The organism is Flagellimonas sp. (assembly GCF_965233845.1).
GTDB lineage: Bacteria > Bacteroidota > Bacteroidia > Flavobacteriales > Flavobacteriaceae > Flagellimonas.
This window is the reverse complement of record NZ_OZ247584.1, coordinates 2,283,531-2,304,333: the sequence shown is the minus strand read 5'-3', so window position 1 is coordinate 2,304,333 and position 20,803 is coordinate 2,283,531. Positions and strand designations below refer to the sequence as shown.

The window sequence follows — 20,803 nt, the reverse complement described above, 5'->3', positions numbered from 1 at the left end:
CTATACGTTGGCCAGCGCCTCGGCCAGTTCTGTCTTTTTGTTTCTGCTCAACGGAATCTGTCTGCCCCCAACCTCTACATTTTTACTGTTGAACTTTTCAATCTTTTCTAGATTGACAATATAAGACTTATGGATACGAAGGAACTTTTCCGCAGGAAGTTGCTTTTCAAAAGCCTTCATGGTGGATAGGATTACGATATTGGCTTCATCCGTTACCAATTTGATGTAATCACCCAAGGCTTCTATCCATTTAATATCGTTTAGTATAACCTTACGCTTTTTAAGGTTACTTTTTACAAAGATGTGCTCTTCATCCTCATCAACTCGGTTCATTTGCTCATATTTGGCAACCGCTCTTTTTACGGAGGATTCAAATCGGGCTAGGGTAATGGGTTTGTGAAGATAATCGGTTACATCATAATCGAATGCTTTAAGGGCATAATCAGGTTTTCCGGTAATCAAAATAACCTGTGGTGGGTTCTCTAGGGCCTCTAAAAGGTCAAACCCGCTGATGATTGGCATCTCGACATCTAAAAAGATAAGATCAATGTCGTGGTTCTTTAACCCATTTTTGGCTTCAATAGCATTGCTATACTCGGCTACAAGGGCAAGATGTGGGTGATTGTTGACCAATTTTGCAACGGCCATCCGCTGCATGGAGGAGTCGTCTACAATTATACTTTTTAATTTCATAGAATGGGGTGATTTGTAGGGTTTTAAATCATCGGCAAATTACACAAAAAGGATGTTTAACTGCAACAAAAGATGTAAACATGGTCTATTTTGTTGTGTACATTACCATATACGTTACGAAGGTTTAGTTGGTTCATTATTGTTAATAACTCTTGACTCTTAAACGAAGAAATTTACCTTTTCTTGCGGAGGTTAGTATTTATTACTAATTTTGCGCTCCTTTAAAATAATAATGTATGAACCATTACGAAACTGTTTTCATTTTGAATCCCGTTCTATCTGAAGCCCAGATAGAGGAAACAGTCAAGAAATTTGAGGATTTCTTGATTAAGAATGGTGGCAAAATGGTCTCCAAGGAAAACTGGGGACTTAAGAAATTGGCCTATCCCATTCAGCACAAAAAAAGTGGCTTTTACCACTTGTTCGAATTTACCGTTCCAGGAGAGGTTATAGAACCTTACGAAACGGAATTCAGAAGAGATGAACGTGTTATGCGTTTTTTGACCGTTAAATTGGACAAGCATGCTATTGCTTGGGCAGAAAAAAGAAGAACCAAATTAAAAGCTAACGCATAGGGTTATGGCATCTATTGAACAACAAGCAAAATCAAAGAAAGATGGGGAAATCAGGTATTTGACCCCATTGAACATTGAGACCAACAAGCAAAAGAAATACTGTAGGTTCAAAAAATCAGGTATCAAGTACATTGATTACAAAGACCCGGATTTCTTGATGAAATTGGTAAATGAGCAAGGTAAATTGCTTCCTAGAAGACTAACCGGAACTTCTTTGAAATACCAAAGAAAAGTGGCACAGGCCGTTAAAAGAGCCCGTCACCTAGCCTTAATGCCGTATGTTGGCGATATGTTGAAATAAAAAATACTGAAGAATGGAACTTATTCTAAAAGAAGATATACAGGATTTGGGTTTTAAGGACGATATCGTTACGGTAAAGAACGGTTACGGAAGAAATTACCTTATACCTCAAGGTTTGGCCGCTTTGGCTACCCCTTCCGCCAAAAAAGTTTTGGAAGAAAACCTTAGGCAAAGAGCCCATAAAGAAAAGAAGATTGTTGACGAGGCCACTAAATTGGCCGAAGCGCTAAAGCAATTGGAAATCCGTATCCCGGCCAAAGTGGGTGCAGGAGACAAATTGTTTGGTTCTGTCAGCAATATCGATTTGGCTGCTGCTTTGGACAAAGCAGGTCATCAAATCGAAAGAAAGTTTATTAATATCAAAGGAGGAACCATCAAAAGAGTTGGGCCTTACAATGCCCAAATCAGATTGCACAGAGAGGTAATCGTTGATTTTCCCTTTGAAGTTATTGCTGAAGCCAAGTAAGGACACCCTTAAATTTCAGTTAATAAATTATGAAGAGCTATGCGTGCATAGCTCTTTTTTTTGTCTATGTTTGTAGGTACTCGAAAAACTAACTCATTTATGAAGAAAAATTTACTGTTGGGGATACTGTTACTAATGGTATCCACCTCGGCTTTTTCACAAGTCACCACATCCAACATCAGGGGATCTGTTGTTGATGATCAGAACGCACCTCTTTTAGGGGCGAATGTGGTAGCCGTGCACACACCTACTGGTACACGCTACGGAGCCATTACCAATGAGGAAGGAAGGTATAACCTTCTTAACTTAAGGGTTGGGGGACCTTACGAGGTAACCATTTCTTATGTTGGATTTAAAACCAACGTGCAAAACGATATTTTCCTATCGTTGGGTAAAACTTACAACCACAACGTTGCCCTCGCTTCGGATAGCCAAGCGTTGGAGGAGGTTGTAGTTGTTTCCGATCAAACCGGGACCTTTGGCAGCGACCGTACCGGGGCAGAAACCAGTGTTGGTAGGCGGGAATTGACCCGATTGCCCACCATTTCAAGGTCAACCAATGACTTTACGCGTTTGGAACCCACCGCAAGTGCCGGTTCCTTTGGAGGGAGAAACGACCAATTCAACAATTTCTCATTGGATGGGGCCATTTTCAATAACCCTTTTGGATTGGACGCCGCACAACCTGGAGGACAAACCGATGCAAATCCTATCTCCATTGACGCCATTGACCAAATTCAGGTAACCACTGCGCCCTACGACGTAACCCAATCCGGATTTACAGGGGCTTCCGTAAATGCGGTAACCAAAAGTGGTACCAATGAATTCTATGGAACGGTTTATGGGTTTTACAGAAATGAAAGCTTAACTGGAGGAAAAGTAGCTGGGGATGACGTTTTTAAAGCTGACTTGAGCCAATCCCAGTACGGTATTAGTATTGGAGGTCCAATCGTTAAGAATAAGTTGTTCTTCTTTGCCAACTTTGAAAAGGACGACCGCACGGATTTGGGATCCAACGGTTTTGTTCCCAATAGAGGTAGGGGAGGTATCAACGAATCCAGGGTTTTGGCCTCAGATTTTGAGTTGGTATCCAATATTCTAAGCCAAGTTTCTATTGGTGACGGACAATTCTATAACCCAGGAAGGTTTGAAGGTTTCAATTTTGACCAGGAATCGACCAAGGGAATCTTCAAATTGGATTGGAACATAAACGACAATAACCGATTGGCCATCATCTACAATTTCTTGGATGCTTCCAAGGAAAAGCCGGCCCACCCAACTGCTTTGGGCTTTAGAGGACCAAACCTGTCCACTTTGCAGTTTGAAAATGCCGGATATGAAATCAACAACAGAATTCAATCGGTTCAAATTGAATTGAACTCAACCCTTTCTGATGAAGCCATTAACAAGTTGCAAGTAGGCTATACCCATTTTGACGATTTCAGGAATCCGAAGTCGACCCCAGCACCTACCATTACATTGCTGGATGAAAATGGGGCATCAAACTACATCATTGCGGGACATGAGCCGTTCTCCATCAACAATAGATTGGACCAGAAGGTTTTTCAGTTAACAAACAATCTCAACTTTTTTAAGGGAGATCATACCTTCACCGTTGGGTTCTCTTTTGAGAAGTTCCAATTTGACAACTCCTTTAACCTAGGGGTTTATGGTGCGCAGGGAGTGTTCTTCCCAACAGGGTCCATAGCCGACTTTAGAGGCCTGGATGCTGCTGGTGAAGCTGCTTTGGTCAATGTTTACCAAGGTCAGTTCAATGCTGCCATAGCTGCCAACAATGCCTTAAATGCCGCTGGAGAAGGAAATGCTGGGGGTTGGGCCTTGGCGGAAACTAATGTGGGTCAAATGGCTTTTTATGCACAGGATGAGTGGAATGCCACTGAAAATTTCAAGCTCACTTACGGTCTAAGAGTAGATAGACCACTTTACTTTGACTCTGCGGATAAGGCCTGGGATGTTATAGAACGAGCACCAGCTGTGGTTGCAGATATTCCTTATGTGAATCCCAATAATGGGGAAACGGTATTGATAGATAACACCAATTTACCTACCAATGATTGGCTGATTTCACCCCGTGTTGGATTCAATTGGGATGTGAACAATGATGGTAACCTACAAATCAGGGGTGGTTCTGGGATTTTTACTGGCCGCTTCCCATTTGTGTGGTTGGGCAACCAGATAGCCAACCCCAATGTATTTTTCCTTACCGCTGTAGACCCCGATTTCCAATGGCCACAAGTCTTTAGAACCAGTTTGGGTGCGGATAAGCGTTTGAACAATGGCTGGATTTTGACAGCTGATTTCTCCTATTCAAAAGATATCAACGGACCTCACGTACAAAACTGGGGGTTGACTTCTCCTTCGGAGACCTTACAAGGAGTGGATAACAGAGCTGTGTATGCCGCATCGGATTTGATCAACAACGCCTATGTGTTTTCCAATTCCGATGAAGGAAGAATTTGGAATGCGGTGTTCAAGGGACAAAAAACATGGGACAATGGGCTTTATGCCAGCTTGGCGTATAGCTACTTGAATTCAAAGGATGTGAATTCCATTGAAGCTGAGATTACCAGTGATGCCTTTGCGGCCAACGCCATAGTCAATGATGCCAATGCAGATGTGTTGTCCTATTCAAGATATGGGGATACCCACCGTTTTGTAGGGGTAATTTCCAAGGCCTTTAAAACAGGAACGACCGTTTCCACATTTTTTGAATACGCCCAGGGAGGCCGTTTCAATTATATCTATGGAGGGGACATCAATAGGGATGGATCAAGTATCAATGATTTGTTATATATCCCAACCTCTGCGGAAGTTAACCAAATGAATTTTGCGGAAGCGGGTGATGCAGCTGCCTTTGAGGCCTTTATTCAACAAGATGACTATTTAAGTGAAAACCGAGGCTCTTATGCAGAGCGCTACGGAGCTTTGGCACCTTGGAGAGGACGTTGGGACTTGAAAATTCTGCAGGATATTAAGATTGCCAGTAAGAATACCATCCAGTTGAGTTTGGATGTGTTGAATGTTGGCAACTTGATCAGTTCTGAGTGGGGCGTTGTTGAAATCCCGACCAACCAGCAGGTGTTGGGTGTAACCATTGATGACAACAATAATCCAACTTATAGTTTTGATGAGAGTTTAACGGAAACCTTTAGTTCGGATACTAGCCTCTTGTCCAGATGGCAAGCCCAGTTTGGAGTACGGTACATCTTCAACTAAAAGAACATAATTTATAAGTTAAAAGGCTGCGCAACTGCGTGGCCTTTTTTACTTTTGCCGAATTAAAGGAATCTGATTCAATGAAGTACGCAAGATTGACGCAACAACAACTGGAAGAGTTGCATCCTGAGTTTATCAACTTTTTGGCTACCCAGTCCATAACAGCAGAAGAGTGGGCAAGCATCAAGGAAGAAAAACCCCAAGTTGCCGAGGAGGAAATAGATGTTTTTAGTGATTTGGTTTGGGAAGGGGTGCTGTCCAAAGTGGAGTACCTTGAGAACATTTCGGAAATGCACATGCACCTGTTCCATTTAACGGACAAAGAGATGAAGCTCTTCTCGGTAAAGGTGCTCAATCCCGAAATCGATTTACGGACAGAGGAAGGATTTGGTTGGTTCAAGCGTAATTTCCAATCCGATTTTGTGGAGTACCTAACCGCGTCCAAGGCCTATTCCGAAGACAAGAACAAAGATAAGTTTGATTTGATCCAACAAGGAGCAGCCATTACCAAAGGAGACCTTTATAAATGGTTTGAGCAGATCATGGAGTAACAAAAAGTCACCTCGAGCGCAGTCGAGAGGTCTTTGTAGATAAAGTCGACGACATGGCGTTTGATGCCGGATGCTCGATGTTCAATCCTAAATTTTAAAAGTTGAATGCTTTGGCTCTGCCAATTGCATTCGAGTTAATTGGTGAAATCTGTGTTGGCCCAAGTAATAAAGGGGTGGTAATCTTGCCTGATGTTAGATACGGGATGCCAAAAGTTCCAGACACGCTGTTCACTTTTTAATTTTTAGTGTTGAATACTTTGGCTCTGCCAATTGCATTCGTGTTAATTGGTGCAATTCGCGTCGAACCCAATTTGGTAAACATACTTTGAGTTAAAAACAATTATTCGGCAAAGTATGGTGCAAGAGCATCAAATTCATCAATATTAATATCAGCCTCCTTAAGGTTGGCTTTAATTCCTAGTAGGTGGTCCTTATCCTGTAAAGCTGATATTTTAATAAGAGTCACATGGAGAAAGTCCCAACTATCAGTCCAACCTGGATCGGTATCGGTTCCGTCAAAATTGGAAACCACTATATATACAAACCCAGGCTCTGCAATTACATCATAACTTCTATCTATTTCGTTCAGTCCCCCAGGGATTGCAAGAAAATACGAACTATGTTCATCTTGAATATGCTCTAAAAAGAATACTAAAACATGGTTTTGTAAAATCTCTTGGCTTAATCCTGGAACTAGAAACCTTGCAACATTGGAATAGTAGTAGGCCTCATCAAAATTAAAAACATACTTTTGAACGTTAGCATTCCCATCTTCCCCTTGGCAATCCAACGCATTCCACTGACCATCGTTGTTAATATCCTCATCTTCGTCATTGAACCAATCCCCATCCAGATCCCAACAATTGATACCGTTAATACCGTTTAGTCCATCCTGCCCCAAACAGTCCAACCCGTTCCATTCATCATCTTGGTTGACATCTTCATCTGGGTCGTTTTTGCCATTCAAGTTCAAGTCCCAACAATGGTAACCGTTTTCTCCTTGCTCACCTGCTGGGCCTACGGCCCCATCTTCACCATAACAGGAAAACAACAAAAGAGTAACTGCGGTATGAAACAAAAGCCAAATTCTATGTAGTCTCATGATATTCACTTTTAGTTCCTTAACATACCACAAGAAGGAATTTTTATGGATCGTCAATTGATGAATGCCCTTTTTGAGTTGACGAATGCAAATTCTAAGGTAATCGTTTTGCCCAGAAGCATTTCGAGTAAATTCGTGCAATTCGTGTAAGCCCAAGGCAAATGGTCTTATAATTTGAAGGAAGTCGGATGCGCGATGCCCGATGTTCTTTGCATGTAGTGCAATTCTGAATTTTTAATGTTGAATGCTGGGGTTCTAAAACAGCAGTTTTCGGGTAAATTCGCCTAATTCGTGTCAAGCTCTCAAAGACGATCTTGTGATTTGTTTGATGTCGGATGCGCGGTGCCCGATGTTTTTTGATGCAATTCGTGCCAGCCCACAGGGTTTGATAAATCCTTAAATAAATCGATATTTGCCAAACATATTCTACGCACCGCTCTTGATCTTCGAATCAAGCATGAAGGAGCTCCCTAATTTTGATACCATTTGAATGGCCCAAAAACCATCCATTCCCAAGGGAACGCGCGATTTTTCACCAACAGAAGTTGCCAAGCGCAGCTATATCCTCCAAACCATCAAAAAACATTTTGAGGTCTATGGATTCCAACCTATTGAAACTCCATCTTTTGAGAATTATGACACTTTAATGGGCAAATATGGGGATGAAGGGGACAGGCTTATCTTCAAGATTCTGAATTCTGGCGACTTTATCTCCAAGGTGGACGATGTTACCTATAGCTCTAAAAATTCAGCTTCCCTAACTCCAAAAATTTCAGAAAAGGCACTGCGCTACGATTTAACCGTACCCTTTGCCCGCTATGTGGTCATGCATCAAAATGAAATCGATTTCCCCTTTAAACGATACCAAATTCAACTGGTTTGGCGTGCAGATAGACCCCAAAAGGGCCGTTTTAGGGAGTTTTACCAATGCGATGCCGATGTAGTAGGGGCAAAATCCTTGCTTCAGGAAGTAGAGTTTGTGCAGTTGTACGATGCCGTGTTTACGGATTTGGGATTGAAAGGAACCACCATCAAAATCAATAATAGAAAGGTGCTATCTGGAATAGCGGAAGTCATTGGTGCCCAGCAGCTGCTTATCGATTTCACCGTAGCCTTGGACAAATTGGACAAGATAGGAGAGGAGGGCGTAAAAAAAGAAATGCTGGCCAAAGGAATTTCCGAAAGCGCCATTGAAAAAGCGAGCCCCTTGTTCGCTATGTCCGGTTCCAGTGTGGAGCAATTGGAACAATTGAAATCATTACTGGTGGAATCTGAAATAGGTATGGCAGGAGTTGCGGAACTGGATGAAATCATAAGAAATGTGGAAACGCTTGGGTTGCAATCTGCCCAACTTCAACTGGATGTAACCTTGGCACGTGGACTGAACTACTATACCGGTGCCATTTTTGAAGTCAGCGCTCCCAAAGGTGTAAAAATGGGCTCAATTGGTGGAGGCGGACGTTATGATGACCTTACGGGAATCTTTGGGTTAAAGGACATTAGCGGGGTAGGTATTTCCTTCGGATTGGACCGTATTTATTTGGTCTTGGAAGAATTGAATCTGTTTCCAAGTAGTGTAAGCAAATGGGTTGATGTACTCTGTGTAAACTTTGGAGAGCTAGAAAGCATGGCGGCCCTTACATTGGTGAATGGGATGAGAGCCAAAGGTATCAAGGCCGAAGTGTACCCAACGAATGCCAAAATGCAAAAGCAGATGAAATATGCCAATAACCGGAACATTCCTTATGTGGTTTTGATTGGTGCCCAAGAACTGGAACAGGGACAGTTTGTGGTCAAAGATATGGCTCAAGGCACGCAGGAAACCTACGCTTTGGATAACCCAGGGGAATTTATCGAACGCTTATAGTCTATTGGAAATTTCTTCAATTACCTTTAGGTAATAGCTGCTATCATTGGGAACAAAACCGTCTAGTTGCTTGTGTTCAACTTTGGACTTAAACGTTTCCAAATCCATCAAATCCAAAGCGTCAACCTCGCTTTCTTGTTTGACGAGTTGGGACAAGGACACTTCCAATTTGCAAATAAAGGTATGGTGAAATTCTTTGTCCAATAAGGTTTTGCTGTGTTGATGGACGGATGGGAAATAACCTATTTTCTCCAAGTCACCAACTTTTACCAACAGACCGATTTCCTCCTCGACTTCCCGAACTGCTGCCTCAGTCACATCTTCCCCAGCCCCAATATGGCCGGCTACCGAAACATCCCAAAGTCCAGGGAAGGTATCTTTATTTGCTGCCCTTTTTTGAAACAGTACTTTTCCGTCTGCAGTGTAGAACCAAACATGAACAGTGGGGTGGAAGTACCCCTTCAGATGTGCTTCGGACTTTAAACAGGTCCGCCCGGTCAGGTTCCCGTTTTCATCCAGAATGTCTATCAATTCGTCCACTATCAACAGTCATTATTGTCACCTCGAGCGCAGTCGAGAGGTCTTAGAACGGCTAACTACAAAATAGTTCTCGACTGCGCTCGAACTGACATATTTTTAGTCAAAGTAACTAAAGGTCTCTCCTTCTTTAATGTTAAGGAGTGTCTCGTAAATAAGTCTGATGACGTTTTCAACATCATCTTTGTGCACCATTTCCACGGTGGTATGCATATACCTAAGCGGCAATGAAATTAGGGCAGAGGCCACACCGCCATTACTGTAGGCAAATGCATCTGTATCGGTTCCCGTATATCGGGAAGAAGCCAATCGTTGGAATGGAATTTTTTTGGCTTCCGCTGTTTCTATGATGCGCTCCCTTAGTTTATTCTGTACGGCTGGTGCATAGGAAATCACGGGGCCAGAACCAATAGCGGTTTCTCCTTCCTTCTTTTTGTCAATCATGGGAGTAGTGGTGTCGTGACATACATCCGTTACAATGGCCACATCGGGTTTAATGGTTTGGGTGATCATTTCCGCACCACGTAGTCCAATTTCTTCCTGTACCGAGTTGGTGATGTACAAACCAAATGGAAGCTTCACTTTATTTTCATGGAGTAAGCGTGCCACCTCAGCAATCATAAAACCTCCAGCGCGATTATCAATGGCGCGACAAACAAATTTGTTTTTGTTCAGCACTTGGAATTCATCTGGATAGGTGATGACGCAGCCCACATGAACACCCATTTTTTCAACCTCCTCTTTGTCTTTGGCCCCTATATCAATGCAAATGTTATCTAACTTGGGCGGTTCTTCCTTGGCCCGGTTACGGGTATGGATGGCGGGCCAGCCAAACACGCCTTTCACAATCCCCTTTTTGGTATGGATGTTCACCCATTTCGAGGGCGCAATTTGGTGATCGCTCCCTCCATTTCTGATGACATAGAGCAATCCGTTATCCGTGATATAGTTCACGTACCACGAAATTTCATCGGAATGTCCCTCGATCACTACCTTGTACTTGGCATCTGGATTGATTACCGCTACCGCCGTGCCATAGGTGTCCGTAATAAATTCGTCCACGTAGGGCTTTAGGTAGTCCATCCATATTTTTTGACCTTCCCATTCATAACCCGTTGGGGAGGCATTATTTAGGTATTTCTCGAAGAATTTAAGCGATTTAGCAGTGATAATTTTTGATGATGCCATGTATGTAGTTTAGTCCACAAACTTAATAATATTCACTTTTATTTAATAGCCATTTCCTTGCTTTATCCTTAATTTTGGCAGGACTTTTGTCTTATTTTAGAATGATGCGTTTCTACACAAGTATCGTTTTTCTGCTGCTATGCGCCTTAGGTTTTACCCAAGAAACCGAAAAGGATTCCCTCACTGATTACTATGTTCGGTTTGAAGGGGACTCCATTTTACATAGTTCCATAGCACTGGACGAGGTATATCTTTTTGGAAGGCTGGAATTTGCCAACCGAAAGGAAAAGCTTCGGTATTATATCTTGAGAAGAAAGACCTTAAAGGTGTATCCCTATGCAAAATTGGCAGCAGAACGTTTGGTGGAGTTGAACGATAGCCTGGCCAACATCAAAAAGAAAAGACATCGAAAGAAGTACACCAAAAAAGTCCAAAAGTATATTGAGGGCGAGTTTTCCGCGGAGCTCAAAAAGTTGACCCGCACAGAAGGCCAGATTTTGGTTAAACTCATTTATCGTCAAACTGGGAAAACCGCTTTTGATCTGGTGAAGGAACTTCGGAACGGGTGGCGGGCATTTTGGTACAATACTACTGCAAAGGCTTTTAAAATTAGCATTAAGGAAGAATTCCATCCAGAGCTTATCCATGAAGACTACCTCATTGAGGATATTCTACAACGCGCTTTTGCCTCCAAGCGATTGGAACGACAGAAATCGGTTTTGGATTACGATTATGCCCAATTGAGCAACAAGTGGAAAAATAGCAAGACCACAAAGGATTAATCCTTTGCTTTTTTTCCGAACAAAGCTTCCATAAAGATTTTGATGGTGTAAAACCCTAGGCCAATGGCAACCACGGCCAATATCAAACCTACAATCAACACAGGCCAATAGGCAGGATGCCCCTCATTTTTAAAAGCTTGATAAATAGTAAATGGGGCCAAAAACATAACGGCTACCGTATAGCCTATGAATTTGAGACCTTTTGCCAATAATTTTTTATCGGTATGCATGGGAACTAAAGTAGCAAGTTTAGCCTATATTTAAAGGACATTTTCTAAAAAATAATCATGGAAATCCTTGTTTTGGCCCTAGTGGTCGTTTTTATCATTGTGGCGACCATCAAGTTTAAAATGCACCCCGTTTTTTCCCTGACCTTGGCAGCGGTGGTTTCTGGTTTTCTCTTGGGACTCTCTCCTCAAAATATTATGGAAACGATGGGCAATGGATTTGGGAAAACCTTATCAGGAATTGGTCTGGTCATAGCGTTTGGAACCGTTATTGGCATTTATCTTGAAAAAACTGGAGGTACCAAGGTTTTGGCTAATTCAATCTTAAAACTAATTGGACTGAAAAAATCGCCATTGGCCATTAACCTGGCTGGATACCTTGTTTCCATACCAGTTTTCTGCGATTCAGGTTTTATCATATTATCTTCTTTGAACAAGGCTCTCAGCAAAAAATCCGGGATTCCTATTATGGTCTTTGCAGTGGCCCTGGCAACAGGTCTTTACGCAGCCCATGTGTTTGTACCACCAACGCCAGGACCTTTGGCTGCAGCCGCCATTTTGGATGCCGATTTGGGCACCGTACTGTTGTTGGGTCTTGTAGTTTCCATACCTGTTTCCCTGATGGGGTATTTCTGGGCTCGATTTATGGGGAGAAAATTAAAAGAAGAAGTAGGGGAGGAAGAAGGCAATTTAATGGAGGAAAAGGTATCCAATATAAAACCCCTCAACGCATTTTTGCCGTTGGTAGTTCCTATAGTTCTGATTGCATTAAAATCAGTTGCCAATTACCCCACTTTTCCCTTGGGGAAGTCCACCCTTTTCTTTGTTTTTGATTTTCTTGGAAGTCCCATTATCGCTTTGCTGATTGGTGTTTTATTGGCCTTTATGATGGCACGGAAAATTCCAGCCGAGCAACAAAAACAGTGGGTTCCAGAAGCTTTTCGACAGGCAGGGGCCATAGTTTTGATAACTGGTGCCGGAGGAGCATTTGGAGCTATTCTGCGCACCTTGAACATGGCTGAAATATTCAACCTGACCCAAAGTTCTGGATTAGGTGGTTTATTGATTTCATTTGCGATAGCCGCTGTTCTGAAAACAGCTCAAGGCTCTTCAACTGTTGCCATTATCACCACTTCTGCCATCATAGCACCTTTGTTGGACACTTTTGGATTACTGTCCATAACCGATAAAGCGTTGGCCGTATTGGCCGTTGGAGCAGGAGCCATGACTGTTTCCCATGTGAACGACAGCTATTTTTGGGTGGTTTCCCAATTTTCGAACATGAACGTGAAGACGGCTTTGCGAGGACACACTTTGGCCACGCTGTTTCAGGGTTTGGTAGGGCTTGGCGTAATAGTGTTACTGTATACTTTGTTATGATTACGGTATGGTGATGCTCTGCTTATATTCCTCAACAACGGCAAAATAACCCAAAAGAAATTCGTTGGGAATATTTACGTTATCAAAAAAATCAATGTTGTCCAATTCGGTCACATCAAATATGTTTCCACGCAAAGTAGATGTTGGGGTTTCAAAAACCCCTAAATCTTCCTCGGTCTGTTCAATAAGCAAATTCATGTAGTTGTAAAATGCCTGATCAGCACCCAGAACACTTACCGTGATTTCCTGTCCAGGCTCGAATTTTTCATCATAGAAATATGAAAAACTAAATTGTTGTCCCTGAAAAAATTGGTCTTCCAAAGTAACGAAGTTTCCAAATCCCAAATCAACCACATAGAAATCATTTCTATTGGGATCATCGGTAATGGTGATGATTATTTCGGTTTCCTCATCATCAAATAAGGTGTTGGTACCGATACGCAGGTCGTCAATAGGCACTGAACTCGCGTAGGTTGTTGATCCATAGTAGAGTTTGTCTTCCCATTCAAGTTGTAACAAAAGTTCTTCCGATGCTTTAAGACTTTCCGCTGAACGCGTGCCTTTGTAAATCCCGGAGCCGGGATTGTCATAGTCAACAAGAACCCCACCCGCCAGAGTAATCTGCTTTAAATTTGTCACGGGAATTTCACCAAAAAAAGCGTCGGTTAGTCCGACCTCCACCTCAATGTCCACAATATTGGAAGTGGGATCCACCCGAACCAAGGCGTCAACGATTAATCTGGGTTCTTCTGAAGGAACCTCCACGTCTATTACCTCCTCACAAGAAAGCATGGCAAGAATTAAAATGTAAAATGCGATGCTCCTCATTGAATTCGATATTAAACAAAAATCATTCTATGGTAATGGTGCGTTTGTATTCCTGAACTACCGCAAAATAACCTAAAGGAAATACATCAGGTTGTTGTACATTGTCAAACAGGTCAATATTGTCCAGGTCCGTGACATCAAAGATATTTCCCCTTGCCGTGGCCACTGGAGTTTCAAAAACACCTTGATTGTCCGTAGTTTGTTCCACCAATAGGTCCATATAGTTGAAAAAATCACGGTCGGCCCCCATGATACTTACAGTTACTTCGTCGCCAGGATTCAATGTTCGTTCCGGAAAAAAGGAGAAACTAAATTGTTGCCCGTTAAAGAACTTATCCTCCAATGCCAAAAATTCTCCTTCACCGTAGTCCATCACGTAGAAGTTGTCCGCTGTGCCATCATCTGTGATGGTGACCTCGAGTTCAATGTCATCATCATCAAAGAGGGTCTCATCCCCCTGTTGCAGGTCTTCCATGGGTGCGGAAAGCACATAAAACGTTCGAGCAAAATAACGACGCCCCTCATGTTCCAACTGCAGTAAAAGTTCCCCACCTTCAAAAAATCGGGTGGGCACTGGGTCCGGGTCTTGGTACTCTCCTGAGCCTGGCGCCGTTTCTTCCAGGACAATGAAGTTTCCACCACCCGCAGTGGGAAGGCTAAGATTTATAATAGTTATATCTCTAAGCCCTGTTAGCGGAATACTTCCAAAAAAGGAACTCGTCAATGATACTTTGACCACTGGCATATGGAAAGAATCATTGGGATCTAACCTGATTAGGGCCTCAACAATTAATCTGGGTTCTTCCGCGGGAACATCCACTTCAATTACATCTTCACATGAAAACAGCAAGAAGAGAAAAAACAGGTATGGGGATATCTTTTTCATAAGCTGTTTTAAAACTTAAAATTATAGGTTATAGCTGGAACAATTCCAAAAATAGAGGTTCGAATAGCCTCGTTTCTACCGGTATCCTGGTTCTGCCTAAAGTTGATGGAGGCCGCATTCAATCTATTGTATACATTGTAAACACTGAACACCCATTCGGATTTTAGTTTCTTATTTACTGCAGGCCTAGGTTTTAAAGTGACCGATAAATCCAATCGGTGGTAATCCGGCAGCCTTTCCTCATTTCTTAAACCATAATAGGGGATAACCAAACCTTGGAACTCAAATTGCCCAATAGGATAGTTGGTGGGTTGTCCTGTTTGATAGATAAAATTGGCATTGAAATTCCAGCGTTCGTTCAAATCAAAGCTACCGTAAAGGGCAAGATCGTGTGTCTTGTCATAAGGTGTACTGTACCATTGGCCTAAGTTAATCCCCGTCTCCATATTGGACCTACCGTTATCAAAAGTGGGTTCACGGCCAGGGGTTCGTTGTTCCGACCTGGAAAGGGTGTAAGCCAACCAACCCTTCAATCGACCTTCATTCTTGCGCAGCAACAACTCCAAGCCATAGGCCCGCGCCTCCCCATTGAGGATAACTTGTTCTATGGCATTGTTGGCTATGAGATTGGCACCGTCTATGTAATCAATTCTATTTTGGATGTCTTTGTAATAAGCCTCTACCTCAAGGGAATATGCTCCACCATCAATGTTCCTAAAATAGCCCACCGCATATTGATCCAAAAACTGCGGTTCAATAAAGGGGCCACTAGGCGTCCAAACATCCAAGGGAGTGGGAGAGCTGGTGTTGGAAAGCAAATGCAAATATTGGGCTAGCTTGGTGTAACTGGCCTTGATAGAGCTTTGTCCATTAAAATTATAGGACATGGAAATCCGGGGTTCCAATTTCCCGAATTTTTTCAAGGTTCCTCCTCTCCCGGGCCGCAGGGTGTCTCTGGGAATGGCCTCCTGATAGGTTAAGGTAAAGGGATCAAAAACAACGGGCTGATTGTTTTCATATTGATAGAATTCATCTTGACCCAACCTGTTGAACTGACTTACCCTAAGCCCGTATTCCATACTTAGCCTGTCCGATATTTTATTTTCTATATCCAGATAAATTGCATTTTCATTAGCGTATTTTTTTGTCAACTGTTCCTCTAAAATCCCAGAATCGGGGCTGTTGGGCTTTATCTTTCCTGGATTGAACACGTAATAGGTATTGTGGATCCCATAATTCACCTGAATTTTATCGCTGACATAGTTTTTGAGGTCATACTTTAGGTTGAAATTCTGAATACCTGAATCCCATTCAAATCCCACAAAATCCAGTTCCAGACCATAGAAATAATCCGAATAAATCAGGGACAAATTGGAAAACAATTTATCAGAGAACAGGTGGTTCCATCTAAAATTCCCCACGGCATTCCCGTAGGTGTTTACAAAACTATCGCTGATGCTAAACAAATCCCTGCCAAAATATCCGGATAGGAAGATGCTGTTCCGCTCATTGATTTTATGGTTGAATTTGGTATTCAAGTCATAGAAATAGGCTTTGTTGTCCACATCAAACAAAGGAAGGAACAAATGCGCATAGGAAGCTCTTCCTCCAGCCAAAAAGGCCGTTCGGTCTTCTATGATGGGGCCTTCTACCAACAATCTACTGGCTACCGCACCAATACCTCCATTCACCTTAAGTTCTTTACTGTTACCTTCTTTCTGAAAAATTTCCAATACCGATGACACCCTACCACCGTACCTGGCGGGAATTCCTCCTTTGAACAATTTTACGTCTTTAATGGCATCTGGATTAAAAACCGAAAAGAACCCAAAGAGGTGGGAAGAATTAAAAATTGTGGCTTCATCCAATAAGATTAAATTCTGATCGGCAGCACCCCCACGAACATTAAATCCGGACGAAGCTTCTCCAGCATTAGTGACCCCTGGAAGCAGCACCAAAGATTTAATGACATCTGCCTCACCTAGGACAACTGGTATTTGCTTTATGGTTTGTACGGCCAAAGTATTGACACTCATTTGGGGTTTCCGGATATCCAAGCGCCCTGCATTGTCCGTTACCACCACTTCATCCAACTCTTCCACAGCTTCAGCAAGATTAAAATCCCTTTTAATGTTGGAGCGTAGACTTATAGTCTCTCTAATATCCTGGTATCCCAAATAGCTGACAACCACCTCATACTCACCCTCGGGTAAGGTTATGGAAAAAAAGCCATACTCGTTGGTGGCAACCCCTGTATTTAAACTTGGGAAGGCTATAGTGACCCCGATTAAGGTTTCGTTACTTTTTTCTTCTGAAACTGTACCACTAAGTGTGTACGTCTTTTGAACTTGAGCCCAACCGGAATGTAAGGAGATGAGCAGCAAGGAAACCAGTAATCGTTGAAGCATACAAGAGATTTTACTACAATTTATAGAATATGGTTGATTTATAAAAAAGTATTACTACCACTATTGAATGGTTAACAGTTGGGTGTCAAATTCACCCAGGGCGAAATACCCAAGAGCAAAATTTTCTGGATTGGTGTGATTGATTATATTGCCTCTTACCGCAGAAGGGGGTACTGCAAATGGCCCACCACTTCCCATGTCTTGCCCAGATTGTTCCAGCAATTGTTTAGCATAATTGGCAAATTCCTGGTCCACACCGAAAAGGGTTACGGAAATCAACTTTCCTGGTTTCAGTTTATCATAAAAATAGGAGAACGTGAGCTGTTCATCTTGAAAAAACTCATCTTCGACCACAAGATAATTGTTCCAACCAAAAGCAAACAAATAATGATTTCTTTCTCCAGGAAGGTCTGTGAATGTTACTTTTACCTCCGTCTCGTTTTCATCAAACAAAAAACCATCATCCTGTTCCAACTTTTCAATGACGGTTGACTTAACCAGCTGTTCGGTTGCCGTATAAATCTCTCCATTAAAAGTAATTCGGAGCATATATTCCCGGTTGAATTGCAATTCTGGAAATCCGGAGTCAAAAATTCCAGGTTCATTTTCAATTAGTGTATAAGATTGTATAGTTGCCATATCAATAATGGAAACCGTGGCATTTTCGGCAGGTACTATTTCTTCAAAAAATGAAGTAGTGAGGGTCAATTTGACTTCACCAGAGGTTACAGATTGCCCATTGGTATCGTTATAACCAATGAGTGCATCAATCACCAATTGAGGTTTGTGGGTGGGTAGGTCTAGTTCTATGACATCCTCACAACCGATATTTAGAAGAAAAACCAGAAGAAGAAATATTCTGTTTTTCAAACTGAAACGATTTGGGACTAAGGCCCAAAATAGTCTTTTTTTAAATATCAGCTAGGATGCGATAGACTTTTTAAACCAAAAAAGCAGTATTAGCTTAGTCTAGCAAGAATTGTATTCAAGGTTTCGCTTGGTCTCATGGCCTTTGATGCCAAATCCGCATCTGGAAGATAGTACCCTCCAACATCGACACTTGCACCTTGGGCATCAATCAACTCTTGGGCGATTTTTGCCTCATTGCTGTTGAGCTCCGCCAAAATACCTCCAAAAATAGCCTTAAGTTCTGCGTCTTCGTTTTGCTCAGCCAACTGTTCAGCCCAATAGAGACATAGGTAAAAATGACTTCCGCGGGTATCAAGCTCATTTACTTTTCGGGAAGGGGATTTATCGTTGTCCAAAAACTTTTCTGTGGCCTTGTCCAAAGTATCGGCCAGCACTGAGGCCTTTTTGTTTTGATTTTTCTCTCCGTAGAATTCCAAGGAAACCCCCAGAGCCAAGAACTCCCCAAGGGAATCCCATCGCAGGTGACCTTCTTCCAAAAACTGCTCCACGTGTTTGGGTGCGGAACCTCCAGCACCTGTTTCAAAGAGACCTCCACCATTCATCAAGGGAACTATGGATAACATCTTGGCACTAGTGCCCACCTCCAAAATTGGGAACAGGTCCGTAAGATAATCACGCAGTACATTTCCGGAGACCGAAATGGTATCCTTGCCCTCCTTTACGCGTTGCAAAGTGAATTTTGTAGCCTCAACAGGGGAGAGGATGTGGATTTCCAAACCGTTGGTGTCATGGTCTTTGAGATACTCGTTTACTTTGGTGATCAATTCGGCATCATGTGCTCTGTCCTTGTCCAGCCAAAATACAGCAGGAGTACTAGTGGCCCTTGCCCTGGAAACGGCAAGTTTTACCCAATCCTGTACAGGGGCATCCTTTACTTGACACATTCTCCAAATGTCACCTTCCTCCACAGCATGCTCTACAAGTGTACTATTATCAGAATTACTAACAACACGTACGGTTCCTGCGGTCGGAATCTCAAAAGTCTTGTCATGGGAACCGTATTCCTCGGCTTTTTGAGCCATTAGGCCTACATTGGGAACGGTACCCATAGTGGTTGGGTCAAAGGCTCCGTTTTCTTTACAAAAATCAATAGTGGCCTGATAAACACCGGCGTAGCTGCTGTCTGGAATGACGGCCTTGGTGTCTTGTAGCTCGCCATCCTTGTTCCACATTTTCCCAGAAGTTCTGATCATGGCGGGCATGGAAGCGTCGATGATTACGTCACTGGGGACATGAAGGTTGGTAATTCCCTTATCCGAATTTACCATGGCCAAATCAGGTCCATTTGCTATACTTTTGGCAACGGCCTGTTCAATTTCTTCGCGTTTGGCAGCGGGAAGTTCCTGTAGTTTGTCCAACAAGGTTTCCAAACCGTTATTGGCATTTATGCCCAATTCCTCAAAAGTGTCCTTGTATTCGGTAAACAAATTAGAGAAGTAAGCTTCCAAAGCATGCCCAAAAATAATGGGGTCGGAAACCTTCATCATGGTAGCCTTGAAATGAAGGGAGAGTAAAAGGTTTTCTTCCTTGGCATTGGCTATTTCCTTGGTTAGGAAGTCTACCAATGCCTTTTTGCTCATCACCGTGGCATCTATAACCTCGCCTTTTTGAAGAACTACTTTCTCCTTTAAGACGGTTGCCTTACCACTGGCATCGACCAACTCAATCCGAACATCATCGGCACTGGACAAGGTCAACGACTTTTCATTGTTTCGGAAGTCACCATGATCCATGGTGGCTACATGGGTCTTGGAGTCTGCGGACCAAGCTCCCATGGTGTGTGGATTTTTCTTGGCGTAGTTTTTAATGGCTTTCGGGGCTCGCCTGTCTGAGTTACCTTCACGAAGTACTGGATTTACAGCACTTCCCTTTACTTTATCGTATCGGTCTTTGATGGCTTTTTCCTCATCATTTTGAGGTTCATCCGGGTAGTCAGGTAAGTTGTATCCCTTTTGTTGCAATTCTTCTATGGCTTCCTTTAATTGAGGAATGGAAGCACTGATATTGGGCAATTTTATGATGTTGGCTTCAGGGGTTTTGGCCAAATCCCCCAAGATTTTCAAGTCGTCCGAAATCTGCTGACCCTCGTTCAAAAATTCCGGAAATACGGCTGCAATCCGACCGGCCAAGGAAATATCCTTGGTTTCAATTTCAATGTTTGCGGTATTTGTAAAGGCTTTTACAATGGGTAAAAATGACTGTGTTGCCAAGGCTGGAGCTTCATCAGTCTTCGTATAAAAAATCTTAGCCATCTAGGTGTTTTTATTTGAGCGGTGCAAATATACAATTTATGGCTGTTGGTATACTAAGCGATTTGACGAAAAGTGTGATTTTGGAGGGATTGTAAAAACAAAAGCCATATCTATGTCGAAACATTGATATGGCTTTCTGAAAGGAGCTAAAAGATTTTGTTCTGCGTTGCCGCAAAATTGCAACCATTGATTGCATCCGTTGCTCCCTTGACGTTTACTCAACACTATGCCTTTAATTTTGCAACTAAACAACATCTTGTAAAGTGTCCTAATGGTTTCCTAAATCCTATCAAAACGAAAAATTGCTCTCTCGCCCGCACATAGGATTTCTCATTTCTATTTAGGTTCCACCGAGGCGTTACCTCCTTCGAAATTCCTTTAGTGATCAGTAGTGTTACCAATTCAAAGGGAAACATCAGTTTTTAAAGAACGTCAACTTTAAAATCAAACACGAGCTCGATTGCTCTCCTTCGTATTTGTTTGACTAAATTAGAATAAACTGTCAGATATCCAAATTTTGTAAGCGATTAAAAATCAACAATGTATGAACTATGGTTATTAACAATTGTTCATAAAAAAAGCACCCAAATTGG

At 42.4% G+C, this 20,803-nt stretch carries 18 protein-coding genes; 8 read left to right on the top strand and 10 right to left on the bottom strand.

What is annotated here, in order from left to right; translation table 11 throughout:
* A complete protein-coding gene (locus tag ACO6S0_RS10110; RefSeq protein ID WP_073176311.1) occupies window positions 1-693 on the bottom strand; it encodes a LytR/AlgR family response regulator transcription factor in 693 nt (230 codons plus the stop codon).
* Window positions 694-929: 236 nt separating this feature from the next.
* Here ACO6S0_RS10110 and rpsF point away from each other — a divergent pair, with 236 nt between their 5' ends.
* The 5 genes from rpsF (at window position 930) to ACO6S0_RS10085 (ending at window position 5,823) form a co-directional block, all read left to right on the top strand.
* Window positions 930-1,268, top strand: coding sequence for a 30S ribosomal protein S6 (gene rpsF, locus ACO6S0_RS10105; RefSeq protein WP_422348262.1), 339 nt, complete (start codon window positions 930-932; stop codon window positions 1,266-1,268).
* A 4-nt stretch (window positions 1,269-1,272) separates the two neighbouring features.
* Window positions 1,273-1,569 carry a 30S ribosomal protein S18 gene (rpsR, locus tag ACO6S0_RS10100; RefSeq protein WP_055392375.1) on the top strand — a complete coding sequence of 99 codons (297 nt, stop codon included), beginning with the start codon at window positions 1,273-1,275 and terminating at the stop codon, window positions 1,567-1,569.
* Window positions 1,570-1,582: 13 nt separating this feature from the next.
* Entirely contained in the window at window positions 1,583-2,035 is a 453-nt protein-coding gene (gene rplI / locus ACO6S0_RS10095; protein WP_422348261.1) for a 50S ribosomal protein L9, read from the top strand.
* Between the two features lie 99 nt (window positions 2,036-2,134).
* Window positions 2,135-5,272 (top strand): TonB-dependent receptor, encoded by a 3,138-nt coding sequence (locus ACO6S0_RS10090; RefSeq protein WP_422348260.1) that lies wholly within the window; start codon window positions 2,135-2,137, stop codon window positions 5,270-5,272.
* Between the two features lie 80 nt (window positions 5,273-5,352).
* Complete coding sequence (locus tag ACO6S0_RS10085; RefSeq protein ID WP_422348259.1) at window positions 5,353-5,823, top strand: DUF6495 family protein; 471 nt, start codon at window positions 5,353-5,355, stop codon at window positions 5,821-5,823.
* Window positions 5,824-6,163: 340 nt separating this feature from the next.
* On the opposite strand, the gene ACO6S0_RS10080 is transcribed toward ACO6S0_RS10085, so the two are convergent.
* Complete coding sequence (locus tag ACO6S0_RS10080; protein WP_422348258.1) at window positions 6,164-6,925, bottom strand: hypothetical protein; 762 nt, start codon at window positions 6,923-6,925, stop codon at window positions 6,164-6,166.
* Window positions 6,926-7,415: 490 nt separating this feature from the next.
* Between ACO6S0_RS10080 and hisS the strand changes: the two genes are divergently transcribed.
* The gene (gene hisS, locus ACO6S0_RS10075; RefSeq protein WP_422348257.1) at window positions 7,416-8,792 is read left to right on the top strand and encodes a histidine--tRNA ligase; all 1,377 of its coding nucleotides are present in this window, start codon (window positions 7,416-7,418) and stop codon (window positions 8,790-8,792) included.
* Here hisS and ACO6S0_RS10070 read toward each other — a convergent pair.
* Window positions 8,787-9,332, bottom strand: a complete 546-nt coding sequence (locus ACO6S0_RS10070; RefSeq protein WP_422348256.1) for an NUDIX hydrolase — start codon at window positions 9,330-9,332, stop codon at window positions 8,787-8,789. The two genes, hisS and ACO6S0_RS10070, sit on opposite strands and share 6 nt — an antisense overlap.
* Before the next feature lie 96 nt (window positions 9,333-9,428).
* Window positions 9,429-10,517, bottom strand: coding sequence for a M42 family metallopeptidase (locus tag ACO6S0_RS10065; protein ID WP_420400017.1), 1,089 nt, complete (start codon window positions 10,515-10,517; stop codon window positions 9,429-9,431).
* Window positions 10,518-10,621: 104 nt separating this feature from the next.
* On the opposite strand from ACO6S0_RS10065, the gene ACO6S0_RS10060 reads away from it, so the two are divergent.
* Complete coding sequence (locus ACO6S0_RS10060; RefSeq protein ID WP_422351816.1) at window positions 10,622-11,299, top strand: DUF4294 domain-containing protein; 678 nt, start codon at window positions 10,622-10,624, stop codon at window positions 11,297-11,299.
* Here the strand turns inward: ACO6S0_RS10060 and ACO6S0_RS10055 are convergent.
* Window positions 11,296-11,529, bottom strand: a complete 234-nt coding sequence (locus ACO6S0_RS10055) for a DUF6095 family protein (RefSeq protein ID WP_422348255.1) — start codon at window positions 11,527-11,529, stop codon at window positions 11,296-11,298. The genes ACO6S0_RS10060 and ACO6S0_RS10055 overlap by 4 nt on opposite strands.
* Before the next feature lie 57 nt (window positions 11,530-11,586).
* Here ACO6S0_RS10055 and ACO6S0_RS10050 point away from each other — a divergent pair, with 57 nt between their 5' ends.
* Window positions 11,587-12,906: a GntP family permease gene (locus ACO6S0_RS10050; protein ID WP_422348254.1), complete on the top strand. Its 1,320-nt coding sequence runs from the start codon at window positions 11,587-11,589 to the stop codon at window positions 12,904-12,906.
* On the opposite strand, the gene ACO6S0_RS10045 is transcribed toward ACO6S0_RS10050, so the two are convergent.
* From ACO6S0_RS10045 to ACO6S0_RS10025, 5 genes are all read right to left on the bottom strand, one after another.
* Window positions 12,907-13,734 (bottom strand): DUF4249 family protein, encoded by an 828-nt coding sequence (locus ACO6S0_RS10045; RefSeq protein WP_422348253.1) that lies wholly within the window; start codon window positions 13,732-13,734, stop codon window positions 12,907-12,909. It abuts the gene before it with no gap.
* Between the two features lie 22 nt (window positions 13,735-13,756).
* Window positions 13,757-14,620, bottom strand: coding sequence for a DUF4249 family protein (locus tag ACO6S0_RS10040; RefSeq protein ID WP_422348252.1), 864 nt, complete (start codon window positions 14,618-14,620; stop codon window positions 13,757-13,759).
* Between the two features lie 8 nt (window positions 14,621-14,628).
* The gene (locus tag ACO6S0_RS10035; RefSeq protein WP_422348251.1) at window positions 14,629-17,028 is read right to left on the bottom strand and encodes a TonB-dependent receptor; all 2,400 of its coding nucleotides are present in this window, start codon (window positions 17,026-17,028) and stop codon (window positions 14,629-14,631) included.
* 60 nt (window positions 17,029-17,088) lie between these two features.
* Complete coding sequence (locus ACO6S0_RS10030) at window positions 17,089-17,898, bottom strand: DUF4249 family protein (RefSeq protein ID WP_422348250.1); 810 nt, start codon at window positions 17,896-17,898, stop codon at window positions 17,089-17,091.
* A gap of 89 nt (window positions 17,899-17,987) precedes the next feature.
* Entirely contained in the window at window positions 17,988-20,210 is a 2,223-nt protein-coding gene (locus tag ACO6S0_RS10025; protein WP_422348249.1) for an NADP-dependent isocitrate dehydrogenase, read from the bottom strand.
* Between the last annotated feature and the right edge of the window lie 593 nt (window positions 20,211-20,803).